Consider the following 12,837-nt stretch of genomic DNA (forward strand, 5'->3'; position numbering starts at 1 on the left):
GGGGAACTGCGCGCCCGGCCACGGCCGGTCCGCAGCCGGTGGTCCCCACTTCCCGCGGAGCGCTCAGCACTCGATGATGTTGACGGCGAGGCCGCCGCGGGCCGTCTCCTTGTACTTGACGCTCATGTCGGCCCCCGTCTCCTTCATCGTCTTGATGACCTTGTCCAGGGACACCTTGTGGCTGCCGTCGCCGCGCATCGCCATCTTGGCGGCGGTGACGGCCTTCACGGCGGCCATGCCGTTGCGCTCGATGCACGGGATCTGGACCAGGCCGCCGACCGGGTCGCAGGTCAGACCCAGGTTGTGCTCCATGCCGATCTCGGCCGCGTTCTCGACCTGCTCGGGGGTGCCGCCCAGGACCTCGGCGAGCGCGCCCGCCGCCATCGAGCAGGCGGAGCCGACCTCGCCCTGGCAGCCGACCTCGGCGCCGGAGATCGAGGCGTTCTCCTTGAACAGCATGCCGATCGCGCCGGCCGCGAGCAGGAAGCGGACGATGCCGTCCTCATCGGCGCCGGGCACGAAGTTCATGTAGTAGTGAAGGACCGCCGGGATGATGCCCGCGGCGCCGTTGGTGGGCGCGGTCACGACCCGGCCGCCCGCCGCGTTCTCCTCGTTGACCGCCATCGCGTACAGCGTCGCCCACTCCATGGCGTGCGCCTCGGGGTTGCCCTCGGCACGCAGCTGGCGGGCGGTGGTGGCGGCGCGGCGGCGGACCTTGAGGCCGCCGGGCAGGATGCCCTCGCGGGACATGCCGCGCGAGACGCAGGCCTGCATGACCCGCCAGATGTCGAGAAGACCGGAGCGGATCTCGTCCTCGGTGCGCCAGGCCTTCTCGTTCTCCAGCATCAGCGCGGAGATCGAAAGACCGGTGTCCTGGGCGAGCCGGAGCAGCTCGTCGCCGGTGCGGAAGGGGTGCTTGAGGACGGTGTCGTCCGGCACGATCGGGTTCTCGCCCGCGACGGCGTCCTCGTCGACGACGAAGCCGCCGCCGACCGAGTAGTACGTCTTCTCCAGGATCAGCGCGCCGTCGATGTCGTACGCGAAGACCGTCATGCCGTTGGCGTGGTACGGCAGCGCCTTGCGGCGGTGCAGGATCAGGTCGTCGTCGTAGGCGAAGTCGATCTCGTGCATGCCGAGCACGTTGAGCCGCCCCGAGTCCTTGATCCGCTCCACCTGGTCGTCGGCGGTCTCGACGTCGACCGTGCGCGGGGAGGCGCCCTCCAGGCCGAGCAGCACCGCCTTCGGGGTGCCGTGGCCGTGGCCGGTGGCGCCGAGCGAGCCGTACAGCTCGGCCCGTATCCGCACGGTGTGGGCGATGAGGCCCTCGTTCTTCAGGCGCGCGGCGAACATCCGGGCCGCCCGCATCGGGCCGACGGTGTGGGAGCTGGACGGGCCGATGCCGATCGAGAACAGGTCGAAGACCGAGATGGCCACGGGGGACTCCTTGGGGGTTGGTAGACGCCGTTGTCTGCCGGGTGGTGCAGAGCAAAGCTGGCACAGCATGGGATGGGGCACCGCGCTCACTACCAGTGTGCGCGGTGCCCCGGGGCTTCGTCCCGAAATGAACCGGGAACTAAAGCGTACGAAACTACTTCAGGCCGGGGTACAGCGGGTGCTTCGCGGCCAGAGCGGACACCCGGGCGGCCAGGGCGTCCTTGTCGAAGTCGGGCTTGAGGGCCTCGGCGATGATGTCGGCGACCTCGCGGAAGTCGTCGTCACCGAAGCCGCGGGTGGCGAGCGCCGGGGTGCCGATCCGCAGACCCGAGGTGACCATCGGCGGCCGCGGGTCGTTCGGGATGGCGTTCCGGTTGACCGTGATGCCGACCTCGTGGAGACGGTCCTCGGCCTGCTGGCCGTCCAGCTCCGAGTTGCGCAGGTCCACCAGGACGAGGTGCACATCGGTGCCGCCGGTCAGTACGTCGACGCCGACGGCCTTCACGTCGTCCTGGACCAGACGCTCGGCCAGGATCCGGGCGCCGTCCAGGGTGCGCTGCTGGCGCTCCTTGAACTCCGGCGATGCCGCGACCTTGAACGAGACCGCCTTGGCCGCGATCACGTGCTCCAGGGGACCGCCCTGCTGACCGGGGAAGACCGCCGAGTTGATCTTCTTGGCGAGCTCCTGCGTCGACAGGATGACACCACCGCGCGGACCGCCGAGGGTCTTGTGCGTGGTGGTGGTCACGACGTGGGCGTGCGGCACCGGGTTGGGGTGCAGACCCGCGGCGACCAGACCCGCGAAGTGGGCCATGTCGACCATCAGGTACGCGCCGACCTCGTCCGCGATGCGGCGGAAGGCGGCGAAGTCCAGCTGGCGCGGGTAGGCGGACCAGCCGGCCACGATCAGCTGCGGCTTCGACTCCTTGGCCAGGCGCTCGACCTCGGCCATGTCGACCTCGCCGGTCTCGTCGACGTGGTACGGGACCACGTTGTAGAGCTTGCCGGAGAAGTTGATCTTCATGCCGTGGGTCAGGTGGCCGCCGTGGGCCAGGTTCAGACCCATGATCGTGTCGCCCGGCTTGAGCAGCGCGAACATCGCGGCCGCGTTCGCCTGGGCGCCCGAGTGCGGCTGCACGTTGGCGGCCTCGGCGCCGAAGAGCGCCTTGATGCGGTCGATCGCGATCTGCTCGACCACGTCGACGTGCTCACAGCCGCCGTAGTAGCGGCGGCCCGGGTAGCCCTCGGCGTACTTGTTGGTGAGGACCGAGCCCTGGGCCTCCATGACCGCGACCGGAGCGAAGTTCTCCGACGCGATCATTTCGAGGGTGGACTGCTGACGGTGGAGCTCGGCGTCGACGGCGGCGGCGACGTCCGGGTCCAGCTCATGGAGGGGCTGGTTCAGAAGCGACATCAGACGATCCCTGTATCCCTGTGGTCTAGGTGTCAGCTGGCGAAGTCGGTGTACTCGTCGGCGGAGAGCAGGTCGCCCGGCTCGTCCGTGACCCTCACCTTGAACAGCCAGCCGCCTTCGAACGGAGCGGAGTTCACCAGGGCCGGGTCGTCCACGACGTCCTGGTTGGCGGCGACGACCTCGCCGGTGACGGGGGAGTACAGGTCGCTGACCGACTTGGTGGACTCCAGTTCGCCGCAGGTCTCGCCCGCGGTCACCGTGTCACCCACCTCCGGAAGCTGTACGTACACGACGTCACCGAGCGCGTTGGCCGCGTGCTCCGTGATGCCGACCGTCGAGACGCCGTCCTCGGCGTTCGACAGCCACTCGTGCTCCTTGCTGTAGCGCAGCTGCTGCGGGTTGCTCATGACCTGAATTCTCCTGTACGCGGGGGAGTGCTGGTGACGGGGTCTCGAAGAGTGTCTCGGACAGCGAGACGAGAAGGGTGGTGCCGCAGGGAGGCGGGTGTCACTTCTCGCGCTTGTAGAAGGGCAGCGCGACGACCTCGTACGCCTCGTGCGTCCCGCGGATGTCGATGCCGACGCCGGCGGTGCCGGGCGCGGCGTGCGCGGCGTCCACGTACGCGATGGCGATCGGCTTGCCCAGGGTCGGAGACGGGGCGCCCGAGGTGACCTCGCCGATGACCTCGCCGTCCGCCACCACGGAGAACCCGGCGCGGGGCACCCGGCGGCCCTCGGCGATCAGTCCGACCAGCTTGCGCGGCGGGTTCGCGGCGGCCTTCTCGGCGGCGGCCTCCAGAGCCGTACGGCCCACGAAGTCGCCGTCCTTCTCGAACTTCACGACCCGGCCGAGCCCGGCGTCGAACGGGGTGAGCGCGGTGGTCAGCTCATGCCCGTACAGCGGCATGCCCGCCTCCAGGCGCAGCGTGTCGCGGCAGGACAGGCCGCACGGCACGAGGCCCGCGTCCTGGCCGGCCTCGGTCAGCGCGCGCCACAGCTGCTCGGCGTGCTCCGGGGCGACGAACAGCTCGAAGCCGTCCTCGCCGGTGTAGCCGGTGCGGGCGATCAGGGCGGGCACACCGGCGACGGTGCCGGGCAGACCCGCGTAGTACTTCAGGCCGTCCAGGTCGGCGTCCGTGACGGACTTCAGGATGCCGGGCGACGCGGGGCCCTGCACGGCGATCAGCGCGTAGGCGTCGCGGTCGTCGCGGACCTCGGCGTCGAAGCCGGCCGCGCGCTCGGTGATCGCGTCCAGAACGATCTGCGCGTTGCCCGCGTTGGCGACGACCATGTACTCGGTGTCACCCAGGCGGTAGACGATCAGGTCGTCGACGATGCCGCCGTCCTCCTGGCAGATCATCGTGTACCGGGCGCGGCCGGGGCCGATGGTGGCGATGTTGCCGACCAGGGCGTAGTTCAGCGCCTTCATGGCCTCGGGGCCGGTGACGGTGATCTCGCCCATGTGGGACAGGTCGAAGAGCCCGGCGCGGGTCCGTACGGCGTTGTGCTCGTCGCGCTCGCTCCCGTACCGCAGCGGCATGTCCCAGCCCGCGAAGTCGGTCATCGTGGCGCCCAGCGAACGATGCAGGGCATCGAGGGCGGTGAGGCGGGGGGCGTTGCTCATGGATGTGGCTCCAAGGTCCCGGGGCATGACGGTCGAGGACATCCTCCCCATCTGTCATCGGAACCTGAGAGGTTCACCGGCACGCGCTGCGCGTCACGGCTTGCACCTTGGGTGGGGACGCCCGGCAGGGGACGGCCCGCTTTTCAGATCTGCCTCGTCCGCGCGGTACGGGGCCTGAGAGATTCAAGGGAGGAACTTGCTCCTTCGGCGCCCCAGCTCACAGCTGCTGAGGACTCTCCCGCGCGGATTCGAACGGCCGGTATGCAGTTGGCGCGCACATCATTGCACGCATCCCGGAAGCGTCCTATCGCTGGTGACCTATTACCGTCTCTTTACACTTCGTGGGCAGAGGTCGCGGGACCCGAACAGGGGGGAGTGCCATGACGGTTGGACGGAACACGGGGCAGGTGCGGGAGGCGGCCGCGCCGGTGCACAACGAGCTGCCCGAGGCCGGCGACGCGGTGCGGGATCTGCGCGGGCGGCCCGAGCACACCCCGGCGGAGTTGCTCTTCGACGCGGGCGACGTCGTCGTGGTGTCGGGCCTGCCCGGCAGCGGCAAGACGACACTGATGCGCCGCACCGTCACGGACCGCCGGATCGACTCCCAGGACACCCGCCTCGCCTGGCAGCGCCGCCTTCCCGGGATTCCGTACGCCCTGTACCGCCCGCTGACCCGCACGGCGCACTTCGCCAGGACCTGGTGGGCCCTGCGCTCGGGCGACAGCCTCGTCGTGCACGACTGCGGTACGCAGGCATGGGTGCGGCACTGGCTGGGCCGCGGGGCCCGGCGCAGGGGGCGCGCGCTGCGGCTCGTCGTGCTCGACGTGCCGCCCGGCATCGCCCTGGAGGGCCAGGCGATCCGCGGCCGCTGGGTGTCGAAGTACGCCTTCGCCCGGCACCGGGGCGCGGCCCGCCGTCTCATAGCCCAGGTGGAGGCCGGACGGCTGCCGACGGGCTGCGCCGGCGCGGTCCTGCTCGACCGGGAGTCGGCGACGGTGCTGCGCCGGATCGGCTTCTCCGCATAGCACCCCCGGCCGTGCGCCCCGGCGCGCGCCGGGCCCTTTCCCGGCACCCTTTCCCCCGGCCGCGTGCACGGCGCTAGGGTCGTGGGGCACGACAGCAGTCGGGGGAGAAGGACGGCACATGAACTTTCCGGAGCAGGCGTTCGCGCACCCGCACGGCGGCGGAGGCTGGCCGGGCAACGAGCTCGAAGAGGCACTGGCGGCCGCGCTCGGCCACGCCGACGCGGGGCCCCGCCTGATAGAGGTGCTCGGCCGCAGCGTCGTCTGGGTGCCGCTGCCCAACGGCGGCAGCCAGGACAGCGCCGACCTCGACCTGCCCACCATGCAGCTCGACGGCGCCCCCTACGTCCCCGTCTACAGCTCCGAGCAGCAGTTCCTGCAGTGTGTCGGTTCCCACATGTCGTTCGCGGTGGCGCCCGCCGTCGAGTTCGCCCGCGGGCTCCCGCCGCAGCTCGGCGTCGTCGTCAACCCCGAGGGCGCGGTCGGGATGCCGCTGCCGCCGCCCGCCGTGGCCGAGCTGTGCCGTACCGGGCGTACCGCGCTCGACGGACCCGCGTCCGGCGCCCGGGTACGCCTCTTCGAGCCGGACTGGCAGGAGGACCCGGTGGACTTCCTGAGCGCGGCCTCCGAGGAGTTCGAGGCGACCGGTGTGGTGCTCAGCGCCCGCCGCGCGCTCGCCTCCATCGAGGGGGATTCGCCCACGCTCTTCATCGGCGTGGAGTTCTCCACCTGGGACGGGGCGGGCCGAGGCGCCCCCATGGAGGCGCTCGGCCGCGCGCTCGGCCGGGTCCCGGTCGGCTGGCCGGTCAACCTGGTCCTGCTCGATGTGACCCAGGATCCGGTCGCCACATGGATGCGCGAGCGGGTGCGACCGTTCTACGCGCGGGCCCAGTAGCAACCTCCGGGTACGCCGCGAGGGGTCCCCGCCGGGTCGCGGCGGTGTCTGTACGGCGGCTTAACCTGGTTTCATGACCCTTGCATCCCCGCAGCCGCACGCGTGTGCCCGGGGCTGCGGGGCGGCGCAGGCGTCGGCACGGTGGATCGAAGAGGGGCGGGACCCAGGGTGAGCGCGTCAGGCACCGCGGCGGCCGGGCAGGTCGAGCACATGCTGCGCCAGGTGACGCCCGGGCGCTACGACGTGTACGAGGCGCTGCTCCACGCCCTCGCCGACCCCGCCTCCGGCCAGGTCTGGATGCTGCTGTGGAACGGCCGGCCGGGCTCCCCGGACGCCCAGTACGGAAACATGGAGGTCGACGGCGTCGCGTACGCGCCCTGTGTCACCTCCGCGCAGGAGCTCTCCGCCAGCGGCTGGACCCGGGCGCACGAAGTGACCGGCGCCCTCGAAGTCGCCCGCGCCCTCTACCCCGCCCGATACGGGATCTGGCTCAATCCGCACGCCCCCGGCGGCGGCGTCGGCATCCCCTGGACGGATCTGCGGCGGATCGCCACGGGCCTGGACCGGATGCCCGCCGGGCCGCTCAGGCTCTCCGAGCCGGCCGTCGAGATCCCGCAGTTCTACGCCCTGCTCGCGCAGAACGCGCACCGCACCCCGGCGGTCCGCTCGCTGCGTCGCGCCTGGGTGCAGCCCGCGCTCGGCACGCCGTACCTCGCGATCGGGCTCGACCTCTACAACACGAGCCCGCAGTCCGTCGACGCGGTGCGGGCGATGATGCAGCAGTCCGTCGCCGCCGTGCCGGACGGGCTCGCGGTGTCCACGGTCGCGATGTCCGACGAGTACGACCCGGTCGGCATGTGGCTGAAAGCCAACGCCCGGCCGTTCTACGACCGCGAGGCGCACGCCGCCCCGGCCCCCGGGGCCTCCGGCTACGGCTATCCGCCGGCCGCCCCGCGCACGTACTGAATCCGTCCTCGCGCGGCAGACCAACCGGGACAGAACCCGGCAACTTCTCCTTCGCGTAAGGGGAATGTCCGTTCTGATGGGGCGAAGACCGCAATAGTCCTCGGCGCCGCATGCGCCCCAACTTCCCCATGTCCGCCCCTGGTTCACACGCGTCCGGATAACGGAAACCCCCTCTCCGCATCACGTTTGCGCATACATTCGCCGTCAGGTCTGGCGGGTGATCGCGAGGCCATTGAAGACTCCCGGCATGCAGGGCCGTTCGGGCCCTTGTGCGAGCAGCTCGACCCGCTGCTTGGTGTCGCCCCCCGCTCGCACTGCTGATGGGAACGCGCCGCTACAGCGGCAAGTGCGGGCCGGTCACCGCCGGTTGAGAGGGGTCCTTGCCACGATGACGGCACCATTGCACGACACACCCGCCGACGCGGACCCGACCGCGGACATCAGTGTCACGCCCAGTGGCGAGACCAGAGCGGTCGAGGGACGTTCGCTGGGCCGTATCGCCTGGAACCGGCTGAAGAAGGACAAGCTCGCCCTCACCGGTGGCATCGTTGTCGTGTTCCTCGTCCTCGTCGCGATCTTCGCGCCGTTGCTCGTCGACGCGTTCGGCCATCCGCCGGAGGAGTTCCACGAGGACCAGATCGACCCGCTGCTCTCCACTCCGATCGGCAGCTGGGGTGGCATCAACTCGCACTTCCTGCTGGGAGTTGAGCCGGTCAACGGCCGCGACGTGTTCAGCCGGATCGTCTACGGCGCGCGTATCTCGCTGCTCGTGGGCTTCCTCGCGGCCGTCTTCGCGGTCCTGGTGGGCACCGTGCTCGGCGTGGTCGCCGGATACTTCGGCGGCTGGCTCGACGCGATCATCAGCCGCGTGATGGACATGCTGCTCTCCTTCCCGCAGCTGCTCTTCATCATCGCGCTGATCTCCGTGGTCCCCACCCAGATGTTCGGGCTCAGCGGCACCGGGGTCCGGCTGCTCGTGATGATCCTGGTCATCGGCTTCTTCGGATGGCCCTACGTGGGGCGCATCGTGCGCGGCCAGACGCTGTCGCTGCGCGAGCGCGAGTACGTCGAGGCGGCCCGCAGCCTCGGAGCGGGGCGCGGTTACATCCTGTTCAAGGAGCTGCTGCCCAACCTGATCGCGCCGGTCACCGTCTACATGACGCTGATGATCCCGACGAACATCCTCACCGAGGCGGCGCTCAGCTTCCTGGGAGCGGGCGTCAAGCCGCCCACGGCCTCCTGGGGACAGATGCTGTCGACGGCGATCGCGACCTACCAGTCCGATCCCATGTTCATGATCATCCCGGGTCTGGCGATCTTCATCACCGTGATGGCGTTCAACCTCTTCGGCGACGGAGTCCGCGACGCCCTCGACCCGAAGGGCTCCCGCTGATGCGGGACTTCACAGACTCCGGCCCGGCGCACCGCACGGGCCGTGACACCCAAGGCGCCCACTACGGAGGAAGCGAGATCGTGACAACCCAAGGCTCATCAAGGCGAAAGACAGCCGCCGGCGCGGCCATCGTCGTTGCGGCTCTGCTGTCCACCGCGGCCTGCGGCGGGGGCGGCAGCAGCGACAATGGCGGCAAGGCCCCCGGCTTCAACGCCGCGAACAGCAAGGTCGCCAACGCCTCCGCGAAGAAGGGCGGCGAACTCAAGTTCGTCGGCACCCAGGACGCCGACTCGTGGGACCCGCAGCGCGGTTACTACGGCTTCATGTGGGACTACGCGCGCTACTACACGCGCACGCTGATCACCTACAAGCCCGGCCCGGGCAAGGAGAGCGAGACGCTGGTCCCCGACATCGCGACCGGTCTCGCGGACGTCTCGGCGGACAAGAAGACGTACACGTACCACCTGAAGGACGGCGTCAAGTGGGAGGACGGCAAGCCCGTCACCTCCAAGGACGTCAAGTACGGCATCGAGCGCATCTGGGCGCAGGACGTCATCTCCGGCGGCCCCGTCTACCTGAAGGACGTCCTCGACCCCACCGGTGAGTACAAGGGTCCCTACAAGGACACCTCTCCCGACAAGCTGGGTCTGAAGGCGATCGAGACGCCGGACGACAAGACCATCGTCTTCAAGCTGCCGGCGCCCAACGTCGACTTCCAGCAGATGCTGGCGATGCCCTCGGGCTCCCCGGTCCGCCAGGACAAGGACACCCAGTCGAAGTACGGCCTGAAGCCCTTCTCGCTCGGCCCGTACAAGTGGGAGTCCTACTCTCCCAACAAGTCCATGGTCCTGGTCCGCAACTCCAACTGGGACCCGAAGACGGACGACGTCCGCAAGGCCCTGCCGGACAAGATCAGCCTCACTCTGCTGACCAGCGCCGACGACATGGACAACCGTCTGATCAACGGTGACTACGACGTCGACATCAACGGCACCGGTCTCGGTGCGGCAGGCCGCACCAAGGCGCTCCAGCAGCACAAGGGCAACGTCGACAACCCGGACACCGGCTACATCCGTTACGCGGTCTTCCCGCAGACGGTGGCTCCGATGGACAACGAGCACTGCCGCAAGGCCGTCATCTACGCGGCCGACCACAAGTCGCTGCAGACCGCCCGTGGCGGCCCGCAGGCCGGTGGTGACATCGCCACCAACATGCTGCCGCCGATCATCAGCGGTTCGGACCCGAAGTACGACCCGTACGGCGTGACCGCCAACGACGGCGCCGCGAACATCGCGAAGGCCAAGGAAGAGCTCGGCCTCTGCGGCAAGCCCGGCGGCTTCTCGACGACCATCGCGGTCCGCAACAACAAGCAGGTCGAGGTCGCCACCGCGCAGTCGATGCAGGCCGCGCTCGCCAAGGTCAACATCAAGGCCGACATCGACCAGTACGACGGCGCGCAGACGACCGGCATCATCGGCAACCCCGAGGTCGTCAAGAAGAAGAACTACGGAATCATCATCATGGGCTGGGGCCCGGACTTCGCGTCCGGCCAGGGCTTCCTGCTCCCGCTGGTCGACTCCAAGTACATCCTGCCGAACGGCAACAACAACTACTCGATGCTGAAGGACCCGGCGATCGACAAGCTCTTCGACGACGCCATCGCGGCGGGCACCCCCGAAGAGGCCGCCGGCATCTACAAGCAGATCAACCAGAAGGTCTCCGACCACGCCGTCTACCTGCCGTTCGTCTTCGAGAAGAACGTCAAGTGGCGCAGCTCGCGGCTGACCAACGTCTACACGACGACCAACAACAACGGTTTCTACGACTACGCCTCGCTCGGCGTCGAGAAGTGACCGTCGTCCAATCGCTCCGCCGGCGCACCCGCCGCTAGGCACGAAGGGCAGGTGAAGGCCGTCGTGTGACGGGTCGGGGGTACCGCAATCCGGTGCCCCCGACCCGCCGCCGGGCCGAGAGCAGTGCTCGCATATCTCATCAGGCGGTTCGCCGCCGCCATCGTGATGCTGCTGATCGTCATGCTCGTGACGTTCGGCATCTTCTTCCTGGTTCCCAAGTGGACGGGCGTCGACCCGGCCACCATGTACGTCGGCAAGCAGTCCGACGCAGCTGCTCTCGAAGCGGTCCGCTCCAAGCTGGGTCTCGGCGACCCGATCTTCGTGCAGCTCTTCGACTTCGTGAAGGGCATCCTGGCCGGCCGCGACTACACGGGCGGCGGCTCGACGATCCACTGCGACGCCCCGTGCTTCGGCTACTCGTTCAAGAACGAGCAGGCGATCTGGCCGGTCCTCAAGGACCGCTTCCCGGTCACCCTGGCGCTGGTCATCGGAGCGGCCATCCTGTGGGTCGTCTTCGGTGTGCTGACTGGCGTCGTCTCCGCGCTCAAGCGCGGCACGCTGTGGGACCGGTTCTCGATGACCGTCGCCCTGGCCGGCGTCTCGCTGCCGATCTACTTCACCGGCCTGCTCTCGCTGGCGGTCTTCACCTACGGCCTGCACTGGCTCGACGGCCAGTACGTCCCCTTCAGTGACTCACCAGGGGGCTGGTTCAGCGGCCTGCTGCTGCCCTGGATCACCCTGGCCTTCCTCCAAGCGGCGATGTACGCCCGTCTCACCAGGGCCACCATGCTCGAAGTGATGGGCGAGGACTACGTCAGAACCGCCCGGGCCAAGGGCCTCAGCGAATCCACCGTCATCGGCAAGCACGCCATGCGTTCCACCATGGCGCCGATCCTCACGGTGCTCGGCATGGACATCGGCGCCCTCATCGGCGGCGCGATCCTGACCGAGACCACCTACAGCATCCCGGGTCTCGGCCAGGCCGTGCTCCAGGCCATCAACGATCGGGACCTGCCGGTGATCCTCGGTGTCACGCTGATCACCTCGGCGGCGGTGATCTTCGCGAACCTCGTCGTGGACCTCCTGTACGCCGTGATCGACCCCCGAGTGAGGCTCGCATGACCGACCTGAACAAGACCGGCGCCGCGGTCGGCGAGCCGGTCGCGGCGGAGCGGCCTTCGGACGCCTTCCTCGACGTACGCGACCTGAAGGTGCACTTCCCGACCGACGACGGCCTGGTCAAGTCCGTCGACGGGCTCAGCTTCTCGCTGGAGAAGGGCAAGACCCTCGGCATCGTGGGCGAGTCCGGCTCCGGCAAGTCCGTCACCTCGATGGGCATCATGGGCCTGCACACGGCCGGCCAGTACGGCAAGCGCAAGGCGCAGATCTCCGGCGAGATCTGGCTCAACGGCAAGGAGTTGCTCTCCGCCGATCCGGACGAGGTGCGCAAGCTGCGCGGCCGCGACATGGCCATGATCTTCCAGGACCCGCTGTCCGCGCTGCACCCGTACTTCACCATCGGCAAGCAGATCGTCGAGGCGTACCGGGTCCACCACGACGTCGACAAGAAGACGGCGCGCACCCGGGCGATCGAGATGCTCGACCGGGTCGGCATCCCGCAGCCCGACAAGCGGGTGGACTCCTACCCGCACGAGTTCTCGGGCGGCATGCGCCAGCGCGCGATGATCGCGATGTCGCTGGTGAACAACCCCGACCTGCTGATCGCGGACGAGCCGACGACCGCCCTCGACGTCACCGTCCAGGCGCAGATCCTCGACCTGATCCGGGACCTGCAGAAGGAGTTCGGCTCCGCGGTCATCATCATCACGCACGACCTGGGCGTCGTCGCCGAGCTCGCCGACGACATCCTGGTGATGTACGGCGGCCGGTGCGTGGAGCGCGGCCCGGCGGAGAAGGTCTTCTACGAGCCCCGCCACCCGTACACCTGGGGCCTGCTCGGCTCGATGCCGCGCATCGACCGGGAGGAGACCGAGCGCCTCATCCCGGTGAAGGGCTCCCCGCCGTCCCTGATCAACATCCCGTCCGGCTGCGCCTTCAACCCGCGCTGCCCGTACGCCGATGTGCCCAAGGACAACATCACCCGGACCGTGCGCCCCGACCTGGCCGACGGCGGCAGCGGTCACTGGACCGCCTGCCACATGACGCCGGACGAGCGGGAGCGCATCTGGACCGAAGAGATTGCGCCCAAGCTGTGAGCGAGGACAAAGGCGTGACGG

At 69.3% G+C, this 12,837-nt stretch carries 11 protein-coding genes and 1 riboswitch; of the genes, 7 read left to right on the top strand and 4 right to left on the bottom strand.

From position 1 onward, the window contains the following. Nucleotides 1-63: 63 nt before the first annotated feature. The 4 genes from IE206_RS20140 to gcvT form a co-directional block, all read right to left on the bottom strand. Nucleotides 64-1,434, bottom strand: a complete 1,371-nt coding sequence (locus IE206_RS20140; RefSeq protein WP_189963872.1) for an L-serine ammonia-lyase — start codon at nucleotides 1,432-1,434, stop codon at nucleotides 64-66. Nucleotides 1,435-1,588: 154 nt separating this feature from the next. Further along, nucleotides 1,589-2,848, bottom strand: a complete 1,260-nt coding sequence (gene glyA, locus IE206_RS20145) for a serine hydroxymethyltransferase (RefSeq protein ID WP_189963874.1) — start codon at nucleotides 2,846-2,848, stop codon at nucleotides 1,589-1,591. A 32-nt stretch (nucleotides 2,849-2,880) separates the two neighbouring features. Beyond that, on the bottom strand, nucleotides 2,881-3,255 hold the full coding sequence (gene gcvH, locus IE206_RS20150; protein WP_189963876.1) for a glycine cleavage system protein GcvH: 375 nt from the start codon (nucleotides 3,253-3,255) through the stop codon (nucleotides 2,881-2,883). A gap of 100 nt (nucleotides 3,256-3,355) precedes the next feature. After that, nucleotides 3,356-4,471: a glycine cleavage system aminomethyltransferase GcvT gene (gene gcvT / locus IE206_RS20155; RefSeq protein ID WP_189963878.1), complete on the bottom strand. Its 1,116-nt coding sequence runs from the start codon at nucleotides 4,469-4,471 to the stop codon at nucleotides 3,356-3,358. Nucleotides 4,472-4,624: 153 nt separating this feature from the next. Then, nucleotides 4,625-4,722: riboswitch (glycine riboswitch) on the bottom strand. Between the two features lie 129 nt (nucleotides 4,723-4,851). Here gcvT and IE206_RS20160 point away from each other — a divergent pair. The 7 genes from IE206_RS20160 to IE206_RS20190 all read left to right on the top strand — a co-directional run bounded on the left by IE206_RS20160 (nucleotide 4,852) and on the right by IE206_RS20190 (nucleotide 12,816). Continuing rightward, nucleotides 4,852-5,496, top strand: coding sequence for an AAA family ATPase (locus tag IE206_RS20160; protein WP_189963880.1), 645 nt, complete (start codon nucleotides 4,852-4,854; stop codon nucleotides 5,494-5,496). A 118-nt stretch (nucleotides 5,497-5,614) separates the two neighbouring features. After that, complete coding sequence (locus IE206_RS20165; protein ID WP_189963882.1) at nucleotides 5,615-6,388, top strand: enhanced serine sensitivity protein SseB; 774 nt, start codon at nucleotides 5,615-5,617, stop codon at nucleotides 6,386-6,388. 168 nt (nucleotides 6,389-6,556) lie between these two features. Further along, the gene (locus IE206_RS20170; protein ID WP_189963884.1) at nucleotides 6,557-7,354 is read left to right on the top strand and encodes an enhanced serine sensitivity protein SseB C-terminal domain-containing protein; all 798 of its coding nucleotides are present in this window, start codon (nucleotides 6,557-6,559) and stop codon (nucleotides 7,352-7,354) included. A 388-nt stretch (nucleotides 7,355-7,742) separates the two neighbouring features. Then, the gene (locus IE206_RS20175) at nucleotides 7,743-8,747 is read left to right on the top strand and encodes an ABC transporter permease (RefSeq protein WP_189963885.1); all 1,005 of its coding nucleotides are present in this window, start codon (nucleotides 7,743-7,745) and stop codon (nucleotides 8,745-8,747) included. 77 nt (nucleotides 8,748-8,824) lie between these two features. Next, entirely contained in the window at nucleotides 8,825-10,600 is a 1,776-nt protein-coding gene (locus IE206_RS20180) for an ABC transporter substrate-binding protein (protein ID WP_226600029.1), read from the top strand. A gap of 123 nt (nucleotides 10,601-10,723) precedes the next feature. Then, nucleotides 10,724-11,722, top strand: coding sequence for an ABC transporter permease (locus IE206_RS20185; protein WP_189963889.1), 999 nt, complete (start codon nucleotides 10,724-10,726; stop codon nucleotides 11,720-11,722). Continuing rightward, nucleotides 11,719-12,816: an ABC transporter ATP-binding protein gene (locus IE206_RS20190; RefSeq protein WP_189963891.1), complete on the top strand. Its 1,098-nt coding sequence runs from the start codon at nucleotides 11,719-11,721 to the stop codon at nucleotides 12,814-12,816. The genes IE206_RS20185 and IE206_RS20190 overlap by 4 nt, the downstream gene beginning before the upstream one ends. The last annotated feature ends 21 nt before the right edge of the window (nucleotides 12,817-12,837 follow it).

Origin of the sequence: Streptomyces violascens (assembly GCF_014649955.1) — a bacterium.
GTDB lineage: Bacteria > Actinomycetota > Actinomycetes > Streptomycetales > Streptomycetaceae > Streptomyces > Streptomyces violascens.